General features: G+C 64.6%; 13 protein-coding genes. 10 read left to right on the top strand and 3 right to left on the bottom strand.

What is annotated here, in order from left to right:
* Positions 1 to 611: 611 nt before the first annotated feature.
* A complete protein-coding gene (locus tag ACZZ0O_RS04620; RefSeq protein ID WP_463592346.1) occupies positions 612 to 1,517 on the top strand; it encodes a DUF4424 domain-containing protein in 906 nt (301 codons plus the stop codon).
* 290 nt (positions 1,518 to 1,807) lie between these two features.
* On the opposite strand, the gene ACZZ0O_RS04615 is transcribed toward ACZZ0O_RS04620, so the two are convergent.
* A complete protein-coding gene (locus tag ACZZ0O_RS04615) occupies positions 1,808 to 2,476 on the bottom strand; it encodes a response regulator transcription factor (protein WP_055850166.1) in 669 nt (222 codons plus the stop codon).
* On the opposite strand from ACZZ0O_RS04615, the gene ACZZ0O_RS04610 reads away from it, so the two are divergent.
* A complete protein-coding gene (locus tag ACZZ0O_RS04610) occupies positions 2,476 to 2,793 on the top strand; it encodes a hypothetical protein (RefSeq protein WP_463592345.1) in 318 nt (105 codons plus the stop codon). The genes ACZZ0O_RS04615 and ACZZ0O_RS04610 overlap by 1 nt on opposite strands.
* A gap of 114 nt (positions 2,794 to 2,907) precedes the next feature.
* Here ACZZ0O_RS04610 and acs read toward each other — a convergent pair whose 3' ends face one another.
* On the bottom strand, positions 2,908 to 4,851 hold the full coding sequence (acs, locus tag ACZZ0O_RS04605) for an acetate--CoA ligase (protein ID WP_463592344.1): 1,944 nt from the start codon (positions 4,849 to 4,851) through the stop codon (positions 2,908 to 2,910).
* 295 nt (positions 4,852 to 5,146) lie between these two features.
* Between acs and ACZZ0O_RS04600 the strand changes: the two genes are divergently transcribed.
* The 6 genes from ACZZ0O_RS04600 (at position 5,147) to ACZZ0O_RS04575 (ending at position 12,117) form a co-directional block, all read left to right on the top strand.
* Entirely contained in the window at positions 5,147 to 6,529 is a 1,383-nt protein-coding gene (locus ACZZ0O_RS04600; RefSeq protein WP_055846766.1) for a DcaP family trimeric outer membrane transporter, read from the top strand.
* Positions 6,530 to 6,598: 69 nt separating this feature from the next.
* A complete protein-coding gene (locus ACZZ0O_RS04595) occupies positions 6,599 to 6,916 on the top strand; it encodes a DUF485 domain-containing protein (RefSeq protein WP_055846769.1) in 318 nt (105 codons plus the stop codon).
* Positions 6,913 to 8,640, top strand: coding sequence for a cation acetate symporter (locus ACZZ0O_RS04590; protein WP_055846771.1), 1,728 nt, complete (start codon positions 6,913 to 6,915; stop codon positions 8,638 to 8,640). The genes ACZZ0O_RS04595 and ACZZ0O_RS04590 overlap by 4 nt, the downstream gene beginning before the upstream one ends.
* A 524-nt stretch (positions 8,641 to 9,164) precedes the next feature.
* On the top strand, positions 9,165 to 10,274 hold the full coding sequence (locus ACZZ0O_RS04585) for a glycerophosphodiester phosphodiesterase family protein (protein WP_115563387.1): 1,110 nt from the start codon (positions 9,165 to 9,167) through the stop codon (positions 10,272 to 10,274).
* A gap of 268 nt (positions 10,275 to 10,542) precedes the next feature.
* A complete protein-coding gene (locus ACZZ0O_RS04580) occupies positions 10,543 to 11,286 on the top strand; it encodes a peptidylprolyl isomerase (RefSeq protein WP_463592343.1) in 744 nt (247 codons plus the stop codon).
* Between the two features lie 72 nt (positions 11,287 to 11,358).
* Positions 11,359 to 12,117 carry a hypothetical protein gene (locus ACZZ0O_RS04575; RefSeq protein WP_463592342.1) on the top strand — a complete coding sequence of 253 codons (759 nt, stop codon included), beginning with the start codon at positions 11,359 to 11,361 and terminating at the stop codon, positions 12,115 to 12,117.
* 52 nt (positions 12,118 to 12,169) lie between these two features.
* Here the strand turns inward: ACZZ0O_RS04575 and ACZZ0O_RS04570 are convergent, their stop codons facing one another.
* Positions 12,170 to 13,315, bottom strand: a complete 1,146-nt coding sequence (locus ACZZ0O_RS04570; RefSeq protein WP_115563384.1) for an ROK family transcriptional regulator — start codon at positions 13,313 to 13,315, stop codon at positions 12,170 to 12,172.
* Between the two features lie 106 nt (positions 13,316 to 13,421).
* Here ACZZ0O_RS04570 and ACZZ0O_RS04565 point away from each other — a divergent pair, with 106 nt between their 5' ends.
* Together ACZZ0O_RS04565 and ACZZ0O_RS04560 are read left to right on the top strand one after the other, a co-directional pair.
* Positions 13,422 to 16,097, top strand: coding sequence for a TonB-dependent receptor (locus ACZZ0O_RS04565; RefSeq protein WP_463592341.1), 2,676 nt, complete (start codon positions 13,422 to 13,424; stop codon positions 16,095 to 16,097).
* Positions 16,087 to 17,343, top strand: a complete 1,257-nt coding sequence (locus ACZZ0O_RS04560) for a phosphodiester glycosidase family protein (protein ID WP_463592340.1) — start codon at positions 16,087 to 16,089, stop codon at positions 17,341 to 17,343. The genes ACZZ0O_RS04565 and ACZZ0O_RS04560 overlap by 11 nt, the downstream gene beginning before the upstream one ends.
* Positions 17,344 to 17,368 lie beyond the last annotated feature (25 nt).

Genomic DNA, 17,368 nt, shown 5'->3' with positions numbered 1-17,368 from the left:
CAGTCGCGCCATGCCATCTGCCGATGCGATCAGGCTGTTGCGCTTGGGCTTGCCACCGTTGGGCGATGACATGCGGTTGGTTTGCGCAAATAGTGCTGCAGCCAGGCCTTGCGACCGGTAACGCACGCGGCAGTCGCGCCATGCCATCTGCCGATGCGATCAGGCTGTTGCGCTTGGGCTTGGGCTTGCCATCGTTGGGCAACGACACGCGGGTGGTTTGCGCAAACGCGGCTGCAGGCAGGTCTTGCGACCGGTAACGCAAGCAGCAGTCGCGCCATGCCATCTGCCGATGCGATCAGGCCGGTGCGCTTGCGCCTGCCATTGGTGTGCGCTGACATGCGGGCAGTTTGTGCAAGCGCGATTGCAGGCAGGCCTTGCGACCGGTAACGCACACAGCAGTCGCGCCATGCCGTCTACCGATGCGATCAGGTTGGTGCGCTTGGGCTTGCCACCGTTGTGCGAAGACATGCGGGCGGTTTGCGCAAACGCGGCTGCAGGCAAGTCTTGCGACAAGTGCGCGCGTAGCTGTCGCGCGCTGCCATCTGCCAGTGCGCGGTGCATGGCATGCTGTGCAGTGCGGCGCGTCGGTACGTGCCGGTTTTGGGGGAGCGATGCACAAGGATTCAATGGCGCGCCGGCTGCTGCTGGCGGTGTTCGTCTGTGCGACAGCGCACGCCAACGACAGCAGTTTTGGCGACGACAACGGCACTATCCGGCTGCTGCACCAGCCCGACATCAGCATGGACAAGGAGGCGCTGCTGCTCAGCGAAGAACGCGTGCAGGTGGACTACGTGTTTACCAACAACAGCGAGCGCGACCTCAGCGTGCCGGTGGCCTTCCCGATGCCGCCAATGTATTTCGGCATGGCCGACCACAGCGAACTCACCGACTTCAAACTGTGGGTGGACGGCAAGCCGATCGCCACCACGCGCAAGTTGGTGGTGTTGCTGGACGACGGCAGCGACATCTCCAAGGCGTTTGCCGCCACCGGGTGGACCCAGGACGATGTGGAGGCCTTACCCGAATCCGGCACCCCGCCCAAGGCCCGTAAACCGCTGCCCGCGCGCTGGGTCGATGCCGACGCGCAACCGCGTTTCACCCTCAACGAGTACTTCGTCTGGCAACAGGTATTTCCGGCGCGCCGCAGCGTGCAGATCCGGCATGCGTATGTGCCCAGCCTGTCCACGGGTGTGCCGCAGCCCAGCACGTATCTGCTGGATTCCTATGCAAAGGACTCCTGTATCGAACCGGCCACCAAGACCAGCATGCAGCGCCGCGAAGGCCAGTCCGGTCTGGCCTGGGCCAACTTGCGCTACGTGCTCACCACCGGCAAGAACTGGAACGGCCCGATCAAGGACTTCCAGCTGACCATCCGCAAGCAGGCCGCCAGCGACATCCTGAGCCTGTGCTTCGACGGCGAGTTGAAAAAGATCGACCCGTTGACCTTCCAGTTCAAGCAGGCCAACTTCGTCCCGATGCGCGATCTGAACGTCTTGTTCGTGCGCGCGCCGGAGTAAACGCCACAAGCCCCACACGTAGGAGCGCACCTGGGCGCGACGGAGCTTTCCCGGTAACGTCCGTCGCAGCCGTACGCATCAGGTTTCTTCTGCAAAACAAGTTTTACCGGTAACGCCCATCGCGCCCAGGTGCGCTCCTACGCTGATGTCGTGTCGTGTTGCACGGCAATTCTATCGATTGCCCACCAACGACGAAGGCAGACGTGGTGGGATCACACGTAGGAGCGCACCCGGGCGCGACAGGGCTTTCCCGACCAACCCCAACGCCCGCAGACACACCGCTGCGCGCGTCAGTCGTCTTCCGGCGGCGGCAACACGATGCCGTCGGAGTCGATGGCGAGCTTGCCGGCCATCAGCACGGCCTGGGTACGGTTGGTGACGCCGAGCTTGCGCAGGATTGCGGTGACGTGCGCCTTGATGGTGGCTTCGGACACGCCCAGATCGTAGGCGATCTGCTTGTTGAGCCGGCCCGCGCCGAGCATCTGCAGCACGCGGAACTGTTGCGGGGTGAGATCGCGCAACCGCTGGCCGACCTCGCGCTCTTCGCTATCGGTGGGCGGCAGATTCTGCGCTTCGGCCGGAATCCAGCGCTCGCCATCCAGCACCGTGGCCAGCGCGCGGCCGATGGTGTCGGAGTCGGCGGATTTGGGAATGAAACCGAACGCGCCATGGTCGATGGCACGCCGCATCACCGTGGGTTCTTCGCGTGCGGACACCACCACCACCGGCAACTGCGGATGCAGCGAGCGCATATGCACCAGGGCACTGAAGCCCTGTGCGCCCGGCATGTTGAGATCCATCAACAGCAGGTCCGCGTCCGGTTGCGCATCGGCCAGCGTGTACAACGCATCCACGTTGTCGGCTTCGAACAATTGCACGCCCGGCATGACCCGCTGCACCGCCCCGCGCAAGGCCTCGCGAAACAGGGGATGGTCATCGGCAATCAGCAGGGTGGTCATTGAGGGGCCGGGAGTGGGGAATCGGGAATCGCAAAGGCAACAGCAACAGCAAACAGCAACAGCAACAGCAAACAGCAACAGCAACAGCAACAGCAACAGCAACAGCAACAGCAACAGCAACAGCAACAGCAAACAGCAACGGCAAACAGCAACGGCAACAGCAAACAGCAACGGCAAACAGCAACGGCAAACAGCAACGGCAAACAGCAACGGCAAACAGCAACGGCAAACAGCAACAGCAACAGCAACAGCAAACAGCAAACAGCAACAGCGTCGATGCGGTGACGTTGAAGATGAGAATTGGCAGCGATGAATAAATGTAGGGGTCGGGAACCCGCTTTTACGAATTCCCAATCCGACGATTTACTTCCCACTCCTCAGGGAACCGCTCTAACGATTCCCCATTCCCCATTCCCCATTCCCAACGCGCGTCAGCGCGTCAGCCGCTCATTGACCAGCGAATCCACTACCGACGGGTCGGCCAGGGTGGAGGTGTCGCCGAGTTGATCGGGTGCGTTTTCGGCGATCTTGCGCAGGATGCGGCGCATGATCTTGCCCGAGCGCGTCTTCGGCAGGCCGGGGGCCCACTGCAGGTGATCGGGCGAGGCGATCGGGCCGATCTCCTTGCGCACCCAACTCACCAGCTCCTTGTGCAGCTCTTCGCTGGGGTTCTCGCCGGCGATCAAGGTGACGTAGGCATAGATGCCCTGGCCCTTGACGTCGTGCGGGAAGCCCACCACCGCCGCTTCGGCGACCTTGGGGTGCGAGACCAGCGCGCTTTCCACCTCGGCAGTGCCGATACGGTGGCCGGACACGTTGATCACGTCGTCCACGCGGCCGGTGATCCAGTAGTAGCCATCGGCATCGCGGCGGCAGCCGTCACCGGTGAAATAGCTGCCCGGATAGGTGCGGAAATAGGTGTCGATGAACCGCTGGTGGTCGCCGTAGACGCTGCGCATCTGGCCCGGCCACGAATCCAGCAGCACCAGGTTGCCTTCGGTGGCGCCGTCCAGGATCTTGCCTTCGGCATCGACCAGCGCCGGCTGCACGCCAAAGAACGGCAGCGTGGCCGACCCCGGCTTGAGGTCGACCGCACCGGCCAGCGGCGAAATCAAAATGCCGCCGGTTTCGGTCTGCCACCAGGTGTCCACGATCGGGCAACGGCTGTCGCCGACCACTTCGTAATACCAGCGCCAGGCTTCCGGATTGATCGGCTCGCCGACGCTGCCGAGCAGGCGCAGGCTCTTGCGCGAGGTCCGCTTGACCGGCGCTTCGCCATCGCGCATCAGCGCGCGGATCGCGGTGGGCGCGGTGTAGAACAAGGTGACCTGGTGCTTGTCGATCACGTCCCAGAAGCGCGAGACGTTGGGGTAGTTGGGCACGCCTTCGAACATCACCGCAGTGGCGCCATTGGCGAGCGGGCCGTAGACGATGTAGCTGTGGCCGGTGACCCAGCCCACGTCGGCGGTGCACCAGTAGATGTCGTCTTCGCGCAGGTCGAACACCACTTCGTGCGTGTAGCTGGCAAACAGCAGATAGCCGGCGGTGGTGTGCAGCACGCCCTTCGGCTTGCCGGTGGAACCGGAGGTGTAGAGGATGAACAACGGATCTTCCGCGTTCATGCGCTCGGGTTCGCATTCGGCCGGCTGGCCATCGACCACGTCATGGAACCAGCGATCGCGTGGCGCCTGCATGTCCACCGCGCCACCGGTGTGGCGCACCACCAGCACGGTTTCGACCGTATTGGTGCCGGGAATCTTCAGTGCCGCATCCACGTTGGCCTTGAGCGGAATCTTCTTGCCGCCGCGCAGGCCTTCGTCGGCGGTGATGATCAGCTTGCTCTGGCAGTCGATCACGCGGTCGGCGATCGAGTTGGCGGCAAAACCGCCGAACACCACCGAGTGCACCGCACCGATGCGCGCGCAGGCGAGCATGGCCACGGCCGCATCGACGATCATCGGCAGGTAGATGGTGACCCGGTCGCCCTTCTTGACGCCGAGGTTGCGCAGCGCGTTGCCGAGCTTGCAGACGCGCTCGTACAACTCGCGGTAGGTGACCGGGTAGGACGCCGCATCCGGGCTGTCGGGCTCGAACAGCAGCGCGGTCTTGTCGCCGCGCGTGGCGAGCTGGCGGTCCAGGCAGTTGACGCTGGCGTTGAGCTCGCCGTCGCCGAACCAGCGGATATGGAAGTCGTCCAGCGCAAAGCTGACGTCCTTGACCTGGGTGGGTTGCTTGAACCAGTCCAGCCGCTGCGCGGCCTTGCCCCAGAACTGCTCGGGATGCTCGATCGATTCGCGGTACAGCGTTGCGTACTGCTCGCCATTGACGCGTGCGCCCTTGGCGAACGCGGGATCGACGGGATAAACATCAGCCATGGCACCCTCACTTGCGATGAACTTGTTGGGAGAGGGCACGGCAGCTGCCCTCGGTAGGCGATCAGTGTGCCGCATCCATTCTGTCCCGGCGGTCAACGGCGCGTTAGACCATGGTCGTAACCTAAGGCGTGCGCTGGCGCACATCCATTGCGGGTCCTGGTGCGACCATCGGTCACCTTGTGGAATGCTGCGTTGCAGCTACGACCAAAGGCGAATAGGCTGCAAACCGCGGACTGCCTCACGCTCCGCACAGCATCGCCATCAAGCGCGAGGCCTTCATTGGGGAGAGGGTTCCATGAAACACCGTACTGCACCGTTGGTGCGCCATCCGTTGGCGGCCGCATTGTTCGTGGCCAGCATTCTGCCGGGCGTTGCGTTCGCGCAGACGGCAAAGGAAAAGGCGCTGGAAACACGTATTGCCGAGCTCGAGCGTCAGGTCCAACTATTGGTGACCGCGCAGCAACAACAACAGGGCCAGATTGCCCAGACGCAGACGCAGGTCACCGAGGTGCGCACCTTGCAGGCGCAGACTCCGCCCGCGCCAGCGCTCCCGGCCGGCAAAAAGCCGATCCAGCTGACCAGCATCACGCCGAACGCGTTGCCGGGGACAACGTTTCGTTACGGTGGTTTCATCAAGGCCGACTTCATGACCACCCGCACCAGCGACGGCGCATTGCCTGAAGGTGCGGTGGGACGTTACCTGTACATCCCGACGCAGACGCCTGTCGGGGGACAGGCGTCGAGCACCGACACCGACTTCCATGCCAAGTTCTCGCGCTTCAACCTGGGCGTGGACACGGTGACCGAAAACGGCGACAAGCTGACTGGGTTCATCGAACTGGACTTCTTCGGCAACGCGCTGGCCAACCAGGTCAACAATCTGTACGGCGGCACCTTGCGGCACGCCTACATGAGCTGGAACAACTGGCTGGCCGGCCAGACCTGGTCCAACTTCGTCGACGCCACGATCCTGCCGGAAGCGGCCGACATCGTCGGGCCGACCGACGGTGCGCTGTTCAGCCGTCAGACCCAGATCCGCTACACCCGCGGCGCTTTCAGCGTGTCGGCAGAAAACACCGAAACGCTGACCACGCCATACCGGGGCGGCAACACCATCCTGGCCTCGGACCATGGCGCGATGCCGGATCTGACCGCGCGGTACAACTGGAAGGGCACCTGGGGCACGTTCGGTCTGTCGGCGATCGCACGCCAGTACCGCACCCGCAGCGCGCTGACCAACGACACCGACTTCGGCGGCGCCATCGCCGGCGGCGGCCGCTGGATCATCAACTCCAGCAACGACCTGCGCTACCAGCTGGCCTACGGCGAAGGCCTTGGCCGCTATCTGGGCCTGGGCAACGGCTCGGACGTGGAAATCGACATCGACGGCAACATCCAGACCGTCAGCACGGTGGCCGGCTGGGTGGCCTGGCGGCACGACTACAACGCCAAGTTGCGCAGCACCATCATGTATTCGCGCGTGGATTACGACCATTCGCTGGCCAACACCGGCGGGCTGGCGAGCAAGTCGCAGCAGAGCATCCGCGCCAACGTCTTCTATTCGCCACTACCCAAGGTGGATGTGGGCGCAGAGCTGATGTACGGCCGCCGCGAAGCCGAAAACGGCGATTCCGGCGACATCTCGCGCCTGCAGTTCACCACCAAGTACAGCTTCTAAAGGTTCACCCATCGGCCGCCCGCCACGCATGTGGGCGGGCCGTGCTGCCCGCACTCCAGGAGACAGACCATGACCGTCTCGAATGACGCATTGATCGCCAAGATCGATGCCAATCCGAAGTACCACGCGCTCAAGCGCCAGCGCAACACGCTCGGCTGGACGCTCACCGTGCTGATGTTGCTGGCCTATTTCGGCTATATCGGCCTGATCGCTTTCGACAAGGCATTTTTGGCCAAACCCATCGGCGATGGAGTGACTTCGATCGGCATTCCGATCGCGATCGGGGTGATGGTGTTCACCATCGTCATCACCGCCATCTACGTGCGTCGTGCCAACAGCACCTACGACCAGCTGACCGCGCAGATCCTGGAGGAAGCCCGCAAATGAGCAAGACTTCGCGCCTTCTTCTGATTTTGGCCGGCTTGCTGCCGGCAGGCCTCGCGCTGGCCGCCGGTGGCGACATGGGCCAGGTCGACAAGCAGCCCACCAACTGGGTGGCGATCGGCATGTTCGGCTTCTTCGTGCTGGGCACCTTGTGGATCACCAAATGGGCGGCGGCCAAGACCAAGTCGGCTGCTGACTTCTACACCGCCGGCGGCGGCATCACCGGCTTCCAGAACGGCCTGGCGATCGCGGGCGACTTCATGTCGGCGGCGTCGTTCCTGGGCATTACCGCGGCGGTGATGGCCAACGGCTACGACGGCTTGATCTATGCCATCGGCTTTCTGGTCGGTTGGCCGATCCTGACCTTCCTGATGGCCGAACGGCTGCGCAACCTCGGCAAGTACACCTTCGCCGACGTGGCCGGCTACCGCTTCGCGCCCACCGCCATCCGCAGCTTTGCCGCTTCCGGCACGCTGGTGGTGGTGCTGTTCTATCTGATCGCACAGATGGTCGGTGCCGGTGCGTTGATCAAGCTGCTGTTCGGGCTGGATTACTGGGTGGCAGTGACCCTGGTCGGCGTGCTGATGATGGTCTACGTGCTGTTCGGCGGCATGACCGCCACCACCTGGGTGCAGATCATCAAGGCAGTGTTGCTGCTGACCGGCGTGACCTTCATGGCCGTGGCGATCATGTGGCACTTCAACTTCAGCTTCGAGGCGCTGTTTGCCGAGGGTGTGCGGGTGAAGACGGCGATTGCGGCCAACGGCGGTGCATCGCCCGACGACGCGGCCAAGGCCGGCCTGGCGATCATGGGTCCGGGCGGTTTTGTGAAGGACCCGATCTCGGCGATCTCCTTCGGCATGGCGCTGATGTTCGGTACCGCCGGCTTGCCGCACATCCTGATGCGCTTTTTCACCGTTCCCGATGCCAAGCAGGCGCGTAAGTCGGTGCTGTGGGCCACCACCTGGATCGGCTACTTCTACATCCTGATCTTCATCATCGGCTTCGGTGCGATCGCCCTGGTGCTGACCAACCCGCAGTTTGCGGACGTCGCCACCGGCACCATCCACGGCGGCAAGGGTGCGGCCAACATGGCGGCGGTGCTGGTCGGCAATGCGGTCGGCGGCAACGTGTTCATGGGCTTCATCTCGGCGGTGGCCTTCGCCACCATCCTGGCGGTGGTCGCAGGGTTGACCCTGTCCGGTGCCTCGGCGGTGTCGCACGACCTGTACGCCACGGTGATCAAGAAGGGCAACCCGGCGCCGGGTTCGGAGCTGAAGGTCTCGCGTGCCACCACCCTGGTGCTGGGCGTGATCGCAGTGCTGCTGGGCATCGTGTTCGAGAAGCAGAACGTGGCCTTCATGGTGTCGCTGGCCTTCGCCATCGCCGCGTCGGCCAACTTCCCGGTGCTGATCCTGTCCTTGCTGTGGAAGAACTGCACCACGCGCGGCGCGGTGACCGGCGGTTTCCTGGGCCTGATCTCCTCGCTGGTGCTCACGGTGCTGTCGCCGTCGGTGTGGGTGGACACGCTGGGTAACGCGGCCGGGTCGGCGCCGTTCCCGTACACCTCGCCGGCACTGTTCTCGATGACCATTGGTTTTGTCGGCATCTGGCTGTTCTCGGTGCTGGATCGCAGCCCGCAGGCTGCCAACGAACGCGCGGCGTTCAAGGCGCAGCAGATCCGTGCCGAAACCGGCCTGGGTGCCAGCGGTGCGTCGGGTCACTGACCGATCGCGTAACCCATCGCTGTCAACGCAGAACGCCGGCCTTGTGCCGGCGTTCTGCGTTTTGGCGGAGGGTGAGACCGCGCAGCGACGCGCGTCCGCCAGCGCCACGGCCGGTTCGCAGCGATCGACGGTTGTCAGAGCGCACAGGCAGGCAGTGATCCAACGCGTTACTGACCAAGATGCGAGCGGCTTCAGATGTCGATACGCAGGACCCACCGTGCTGCCCGCGCATGCCGCCATCGCGGCGGCGTTGCGTGTTACGACGCGATTGCGGTCGTCTACTTCGTTTTTCACGCAACGCCTGCGCGATCGCGAACAACCGCAACACCAGCGAAGAAATTAAGTCATGGAGAGTGACTAAATTGGCCCGCAAGCCGAACGCTGATCACGCACGGCTTGGCCTCTCCCCGGTATCGACCGGCTGGCGAGTGCGCTGCAAGCGAGTTCGCCGGTTGCGTCGACCCATCGGCTCTCGTCCATCCCTTGCCCTTCCTCTCAGCACTGCCAACCCGGACACATCCTCCATGCCGATTCTCTCAGCACCACATCCCCTGGCGCGTGCCTGCCGCCTGCTCAGCGCACTGGCCGTACTGGCGGCCTTGCCGCAACTTGCGGTCGCATCGTGCGGCAACACCGCCAACAAGATGGCGGAAATTCTCAATGACAAGTTCACCGCCGATACCTTGGTGCTTGCTCACCGCGGTCTTTGGGGTAAGTACGCAAGCGATCCCTCGCTGCCAGAAAATTCCAGCCGTGCAGTGCTCACCGCCGATGTCCAGTGCATGGATGGCGTGGAGCTGGACGTCAAGATCACCAAGGATGGTATGCCGGTGCTGATGCATGACTACAACCTTGGCCGTACCACGGATGTGTACACCGTGGTGGGTGGTCCCAAGTACAACCCCATCAATGGCCTGGGCTCCAATCCGCTGGTCAGCAGCATGTCGTTGGCAGACATCAAGCGGCTGCATCTGCTCACGCCGGATCGCCGCACAGTGACCCTTTGGGAGGTCTACAGCCTGGATGAGCTGTTTGCATACTGGAGGAAAAACAATATGCAGCTGCCGTTGATCTTCGACGTCAAGACGGCCGATGGAGTGCGTGCCGTGCATACCGCTGCGCTGCGCGCGTTTCCGAATCATCCAGAGCAGGTGGTGGCGATGAAGGTCAATGCCACGCTGTTCCCGCACCCCACGACATTCGCAGGCAATGCGAAATACGTGCATGCCATTCCGGTCTACACCACCAACATGCTGTCCAGCATCGATGTTCCAGCTAGCCGAGTCGAATGGCAAAACTACGCGCATACCCTGGAAATCAACGTCAAGCAGGACGATGGCCTGCTACAGGGGCAAAAGAATGCCGCCCGTGCCAGCGGCAAGCGCATTGGCGTATTTCAGGCCATTCCCGATGGTCCATTGGCGGGCAGGTTCTACAACAACAATGGGTCGTGCTGCTATGCGTTATCGAAGAACTTCTCCAGTTACCAGGGTAAATCCGATACCGCCGACCATCGCGGCGACATCGCCTTCCTGATGTCGCAGGGCTTCGGGCTGATCACCACAGATGACCCGAAGGGCGCTATGCGCACATTGAAAACCAACGGCAGGCGCGTCTCCCATTACGCCCCGTAATGGTTGAAACGCTGATCGCTCCGGTACGGCCAACAGTGGCGTACCGGAATGACTGAAAGAGTCGAGCCACTATTTTCTGGGATGCACACAACACCTGGCTGCACCGTGTTGTTACGCACTGCCCCCGATAGGAGATGCTATGTCTGGTGTATTCAATATGTCATTGAGTTCTGTGCGGGTAACGTGTGGCGCATTGCTGCTGCTGGCTGCGTGCATCGAGGTTCAGGCGCTGCCGCTTCACGCTGGTGCGGATGCGACGGACGCACCTGTGGCCACGGAGTCAGCGCCGATTGCCGAAGCCGGCGATGCTGCTGCCAGCGCAGCGACCGAACGTGCAATGCTTGCCGAGCGCGCGCGGTCCGAGGGCCTTTACAACGATCCGCAAACTGCGGCTTTACTGCGCGAGGCAACCGATACCGTGCTGGCGCAGGCTGAGCGTGATCGCCTGCTGCAGCAGGCCACGGTCTCGGAGGCGGATGTTGCACGGCGTTTTGCGGAAAGACCCGGCGATTTCGACGAATTCCGACTGAGCCATGTCTTCGTTGCCGAACGTCCCGAGGCTGGCTCGCACCGTCATCCGCTGACCCAGGCGCAAGCCCTGGAACGTGCGCAGATGCTACGGACCCGTGTGCATGCCGGTGAGGATTTCGGCCGCTTGGCCACCGAGCAGTCCGACGATGGCGCGACGGCTGTCGAAGGCGGGCAGCTCTCGTCCATGTTCGGTCTGTACCTGGCCACCCCGTTCGCGGTGCAGGTACGCTCGCTGTCGGTGGGTGAGGTCTCCGCGCCGGTACGCGGCCCAGGCGGTTATCACCTGATTCGCCTGGACGAAAAACACACCGCTACGCTCGATCACGTCGGTGGAATGATCGAAGCGCAGTTGCGTGAGGAGCGGCGCGATCGTGCCATTGCGCAGATGTTGCAAGAGACGCTGGCAGCGAGTGGCGGCATCAGCGCCGTGCTTCCATCGCAACGGCCTGCCGTGGCGAGTGAGCAACAGCGCAAGCAGTGAGGCGACGGCATGCTCCATAGATGGCACGTTGTTTTGCTTGTCGCGCTCATGCTGTCCGGGTGCGATAGCGACATGGCCCAGCCTGCGCAGCCGGCAGCGCGTATCGCCGCCGATCACGATCGAGCAGCGCCGCCTGCGCTGCCCAATCGCGCCGACGCACGTTCCGAGGCGTTGTACGCGCGTGCGCAGGCCTACATGCGCTGCACCGCAATGGCCGAGACCCCGCAGGCACTCGGCGTGGCCGACGACGGGGCGGGTGATGCCAGCGCCAGTGCGTCGGACGCGTCGGCGCGGCGTAACCGCCTGGCGCAACGTCGTGCGTGTCGACAGCTTGGTGCCGGCAACGACGCGCAGGTGGACCGATTGCTGCGGCAGGCGGCGACGGCCGGTAGCGCGGATGCGCGGTTGGAGCTGCTGCGCCGACGTGCAGGCGCCGTGCTGGAGCGTCAGCCTGCGCTCGCGACCGACGACAAGCCGTCGCCGCTTTCTGGGTCTGATCATGTGGAGATTGAGCAGGTGTTGGCCGAGCTCGAAGCGATGGCGATGCAGGGAAATCGAGCGGCCATGCCGGTGCTCGATCAGCTGCTCTCTTCGCCGCTGCTGGACACTGCCGAGCCGTTGTATGCGGATGCCTGGCGACTGGTCTCGCAGCAGCCGTTCGGGCGTGCGTTACCGTCCTCGTCGCTGCCTGGCGAAGAGATGTTCGAAGACATGGACCCGGCAACCGAGGGACAAGTCGTCCTGCTTGCTCGCGACCTGCATGCGCAGTGTTGCGCCAGCCCAGGACTTGCCGGTGCAAGCGGTGCGCTGGCCCGGCGTCGATCCGAGTGACGACCAACGCGTGTGTCACTCGACCAGCGCCGACCTTAGCGCTGCTGACCACTCAACGGAAGTAACGCGCCTTCAACGGCAGCGTGGCCGCGCCGATCGCACACGCATCGGCCGGTGCTTCGGCCGGCAGCAGCAGCGGCATCGGGCGGCCCTGGCCACGGCGCGGTTGGTTGTCGATCTGCACGGCGGCGATCAGCCGTTGCGCCAGATCCGCCGGCAGGCGACCGCCGAAGACGATGGCTTCCGGGTCGCACACCGCGGTGATCGCCGAGACGATCAGCGACACGCCCGGCGCGCTGCGTGCGATCCAGCGTTCGATTGCCGGCCATGCCGGGTCGTAGGCGGCCAGCAACGCACGCACGTCCGGCAGCGCGATGCCGTCTTCGGCCACAAGTTCGCGTAGCAACTCCAGGGTGGCGCGTTCGAGTTGTTGCGCGGGCAGCATGCCGGCGAACTCACCGGCGTTGCCGCGGGCGCCGCGCAGCACCTGGCCATCGACCACCAGCCCGCCGCCGAAGCCGTAACTGAGGTAGAGATAGGCGAAATCGCGATGCCGCCGGCCCACCCCCAGCATCGCTTCGCCTGCCGCTGCCACGCTGCCGTCGTTGTCCATCCACACCGGCTGGGTAAAGGCGTCGGCCAGCCACGGACACAGCGCGATCTGGCCCAGGGCGCGCAGCGGCTCGGGCGGATTGATGAAGGTGTCCACACCGGTAAAAAACCCGCTCATCGCCACCCCGATGCCCAGGCGCGGGCCGGCATCGTCGACGCTCGCCAGCAGCGCGGCATCGGCGGCCTGCAGCTGGGTCAGCACGCCATACAAGGTGGTATCGGTCAGCGCGACCTCGTTGCCAGCCAGCACCGCACCGGAAAAGTCCATCAGCGCCAGACTCAGCGCATCGGTGGCGATGGAGATGCCCAAGGTGTGGCCATGGCCCGGGTTCAACGACACCGCCACGCCCGGCTTGCCACGCCCGGCGCGCGCGATGCTGCTGCCCATGTGCACCATGCCGCGCGCCTGCAGGCCTTCGATCAGGCGCACCGCGGTCTGCACGGTCAGCCCGGTACCGCGGCTCAGGTCGGCGCGGGTCAGCACCCCGGCCAGCCGCAAGCGGTCGAGCATGTCGCGCTCGTTGAGGCTCAAGCCGGGCAAGGTGGGCGTGTGTGGAGGCAGCGCAAAGGCGGCAGTGGAGGACATGGCGCGCGGTGTCACGGGGAAACCGCAAGCTTACCCGCACCGGACTGAAATAATTAATTCACAGGAAGTTATTAAATTAGCGGTCTCATCCTCGACCGGCCGCCCCATGTCCCGCTTCACTACCCGCCCGTGCCCCCGCCTGTGTCTGCTGGCCCTGTGCGTCAGCGCCAGCCTGAGCGCCCATGCCGCCGAGCCGGCGCCGTCCGCGGCGGCTCCCGCCAGCGACGCACCCGTCCAGCTGGACACCGTGCAGGTCTCCGGCCAGCACCTGTCGATCCGCCAGGCCATCGGCGCCAAGCGCGAAGCGGCAGTGGTGTCCGATGGCGTGGCCGCCGACGATATCGGCTCGATCCCCGACTTCGGGCTGGGCGAGGCTTTGCAGCGCGTGCCGGGCGTGTCGATGGTGGTCAACAACGGCCGCGGCGAGGCGCAGTTCATGAGCCTGCGCGGCTTCAATCCCGACTACAACACGGTGCTGATCGACGGGGTGGCGCTGCCGTCCACCGAAACCAGCCGGCGCGTGCAGTCGCTGGATGTGATTCCTGCATCGCTGGCGCAGCAGGTGGATATCTACAAGACCTTCAATGCCGACATGGACAGCAATGCCATCGGCGGGATCGCGTCGCTGCGCACGCGCAGCGCGTTCGATCACGACGGCCCGTTCGCCACCGTGCGCGCGAACCTGGCCGATTGGGAAAACCGCAGGCAGCTGCAAGGTAGCGGCCCGTCCGGCCAGGTGCAGGGCAGTTTCAGCAACACCTTCGGGCCAGACCATCGCTTCGGTGTGGTGCTGTCGGCCGATTATTTCCGTCGCGATTCGTCGTCGTTGAACACCGCCATCGACAGCTACAGCTACTACGCCAACGGCGCGCGGCAGACCCTCGTCCCCACGCTGGACACCAACGGCATGGCGATCGCCCCGGACCGTTTCCGTCCGCTCAGCTACGACAACGTGCGTCAGCGCCGCAGCGTGTTCGGCAAGCTGGAATACGACGATGGCGACGCGCTGAAACTGGCGTTGAGCGCCGGCTCCTTCGAACACGGCAACGACGAACAACGCCGCTCGCAGTGGATCAACCGGGTCGGCAATGCGCAGGTGACCGATGCCGACGACGGCCGCTACGCGCAGGGCAGCGCACAGGCCGATGCCAACCGCTTCGACCAGACCCGCACGCTGCGCTATGCGCAAGTCAACGGCAGCTTCCGCCTCAATCCGCAGGGCCACATCGATGTGTTGTTCAACCGTGCCACCGGCAAGTATCGACAAGACACGCGCGAAGATGTGTTCACTGCGGCCGCCTCCGCACGGCTGGGATTCGGCTACGCGCTGGGCAACGACACGCGCCCGACCATCACCTTGGTCGACCCCGGTTACTACAGCAATCCGGCCAATTACCTGCAGTCGTACTTTCTGACCCGGGTGGAAAAGAGCAGCACCGACACCACCACCTTCAAGGTCGACTACAGCCAGAACGCCGATGCCGATGCGCAGGGATGGGGGCTGCGTACCGGCCTGCAGTACCGCGATCTGCAGCAGCGCTACAACCTGGACGAAGTGCGTCGCAATCCGGTCGGGCGGGTCAGCCTGGCGACGGTCGGGACCGACGATGCGCGCGTCTGTCCGTATGCCGATTTCAGCTGCCTGCTGCTGGTCGACCCGGCGCGGGTGGCCGCGTTTGCGGGCTCCTCGCCAGGCGCCTACGTGCTGGCCAACACCAATGCGCGCAATAGTGCGATCAGCGATTTCCGTATCGACGAACGCAATGGCGCGGCCTACCTGATGGGCACCTGGCATGGCGAACGCACGCAGGCCACCTTCGGCCTGCGCAACGAGTATCTGCAGCGCGAGGTGCTCAGTGCGGTGCCGCAGCCGCTGAGCAGCACCACCAGTTATCTGCAGCAATCCGACGCCAGCGACCGGCGCTTTCTGCTGCCATCGGCCAACCTTGCCTGGGACATCACCCCGGCGCTGAAACTGCGCATGGCCGGCAGCCGCACCATCGGCCTGCCCACCTATGGCGACATCGGCCAGAACAGCAGTCCGGTGGTCGATACCACCGGCTTGACCATCAACCGCAGCATCGCCAACCCGCAATTGCGTCCGCGCCGCGCCGACAATCTGGATCTGTCGCTGGAGTGGTACCCGGACCAGGATTCGCAGTTGTCGATGGCGGTGTTCCACAAGCGCATCGACGACGAGATCGTGCGCGTCACCAATACCGATCTGCAGCGCGATCCAGGTGGGCTGGTCGGCACGTATCAGGTCACCACCACCCAGGCGATCAATACCGGTGCGGCCAGCGTGCGCGGCGTCGAGTTCACCGCCATCGATACGCGGTTCGATTTTCTGCCGGGTGCGTGGTCGCATCTGGGCGCGATGGCTAATCTGACCGTGCTCGACCCGCGCACTGCCGACGTGCAGATGAGCGATGGCAGCCTGCGCGCGCTGCCCGGCCTGATGGAATCGCCCAAGCGCAGCGCCAATGCCTCGCTGCTATACGACCTCGGCCGCTTCAGTGCGCGCGTCAGCGCCAATTACACCGGTCTGCAATTGCTGTCCGCAGCCACCGACAACCGCGTCAATGATCGCTACTACGATGCCATCACCAGCTACGACGCACAGCTGGCGTGGCGCTTCACTAGCAAGCTGCGCATGACCGTGCAGGGCCGCAACCTGAGCAACGCGCGGCTGACCCGTGTCATCGGCGCCGATCAGCAATTGATGCGCGAGCAACTGGATAACGGCCGCGCGTATTACTTGGGAGTGGACTATGCATTCTGATCGACGCTTTGCTGCGGCACTGGGTATCTGTCTGATGGCCGCATGCATCGGCAATGCGTGTGCCGACCAAGCGGCCACGCCCGCAGCAACGCCGCCGTTCGTGGCGATGGAGACCATCGTCAGCGGCGATTGCTGGGGCCAATGGCCCGACGACGTGCTGGCGTCAGTAACCCGCTGCAAACCGGCCGAGCACAATCGTATTGCGTTGCAGGTACTCGACGATGCCGACGGCCCGGCACACGTGGGCAGCGACACTGCATCCTGCAGTGGTGCGCGCTGCATCAGCCTGGCACAGCTGCTGCAGTCGGCACCGGCGCAAGCGTTGCTGTTGCGCACACCGCCGGCACGCATCGATGCGGTCCTGGCCGCGCTGGATCACGCGCGTGCGCGTGCGCGCGTGACCATCGAGCCGCTGGTGCAACCGGTGCCCGCACCTGCCGCGCCGGTCACCCTGGCGCCGGGCGTGCGCTATTGGCGCCAGCGCGTGGATGGCCCGCAGCCGGTGATGCTGCACATCGTGCAGATCGACCTGACCACGCCGGGCCTGCAACTGGTCGGCACGCACGGCGACCGCAGCGGCGGTGGCGAATTTCTCGCCAATTCCACCACTGCCTTCGTACGCGATAACGGGCTGGCGTTGGCGATCAATGCCGACTATTTCTTACCGTTCGATGGTGGTCATTTGTTCGACAAGGCGTTCGTCCCGGCAGCCGGGCAGGGCGTCACTGCCGAAGGCCTGGCCATCGACGATGGCCACCTCGATTCGGCCGCCGCAACCAGTGATGCGCGCGTCGATGCCGCTTTTTGCGTGAGCGCGCGCAATGCCGTGCGCATCGTGCGCGGCAGTTGCCCGCCCGGCACGCGCGTCGGTGTGGGCGCCGGCCCGCTGCTGTTGCTCGATGGCAAGCGCCAACCACGCGAAGCCAGCCGCGCCGACTACTACGACGGCCCCGAACCGCGCAGCGCGCTGGGCCTGGACCGTGCCGGCAAGACGCTGTGGATGGTGGTGGCCGACGGCCGCCAGCCCGGCTACAGCGCCGGCATGTCGCTGGACGCGCTGACCGCCGTGCTGCAGCAGCTCGGTGCCAACGCCGCAATTAACCTGGACGGCGGCGGCTCCAGCACCCTGGCCGCCCGCGTGGATGGCCGCGTGCGCACGCTCAACCGCCCCATCCACACCGGCATTCCGGGGCGCGAACGCCCGGTCGCCAACCAGTTGGGTGTACGGATCGTGGAGCAGCCCTGAGGCGTCGGCAGATGGCGCGGTACCA

The organism is Xanthomonas sp. AC360 (assembly GCF_979258225.1).
Note: the sequence above shows the minus strand (reverse complement) of the source record. Positions and strands in the feature narration are given on the sequence as shown.

Coding starts and splice junctions, on each gene's coding strand:
- ACZZ0O_RS04620 (WP_463592346.1), top strand. CDS start 612: ATGCACAAGGATTCAATGGCGCGCCGGCTGCTGCTGGCGGTGTTCGTC.
- ACZZ0O_RS04615 (WP_055850166.1), bottom strand. CDS start 2,476: ATGACCACCCTGCTGATTGCCGATGACCATCCCCTGTTTCGCGAGGCC.
- acs (WP_463592344.1), bottom strand. CDS start 4,851: ATGGCTGATGTTTATCCCGTCGATCCCGCGTTCGCCAAGGGCGCACGC.
- ACZZ0O_RS04600 (WP_055846766.1), top strand. CDS start 5,147: ATGAAACACCGTACTGCACCGTTGGTGCGCCATCCGTTGGCGGCCGCA.
- ACZZ0O_RS04595 (WP_055846769.1), top strand. CDS start 6,599: ATGACCGTCTCGAATGACGCATTGATCGCCAAGATCGATGCCAATCCG.
- ACZZ0O_RS04590 (WP_055846771.1), top strand. CDS start 6,913: ATGAGCAAGACTTCGCGCCTTCTTCTGATTTTGGCCGGCTTGCTGCCG.
- ACZZ0O_RS04585 (WP_115563387.1), top strand. CDS start 9,165: ATGCCGATTCTCTCAGCACCACATCCCCTGGCGCGTGCCTGCCGCCTG.
- ACZZ0O_RS04575 (WP_463592342.1), top strand. CDS start 11,359: ATGGCCCAGCCTGCGCAGCCGGCAGCGCGTATCGCCGCCGATCACGAT.
- ACZZ0O_RS04570 (WP_115563384.1), bottom strand. CDS start 13,315: ATGTCCTCCACTGCCGCCTTTGCGCTGCCTCCACACACGCCCACCTTG.
- ACZZ0O_RS04565 (WP_463592341.1), top strand. CDS start 13,422: ATGTCCCGCTTCACTACCCGCCCGTGCCCCCGCCTGTGTCTGCTGGCC.
- ACZZ0O_RS04560 (WP_463592340.1), top strand. CDS start 16,087: ATGCATTCTGATCGACGCTTTGCTGCGGCACTGGGTATCTGTCTGATG.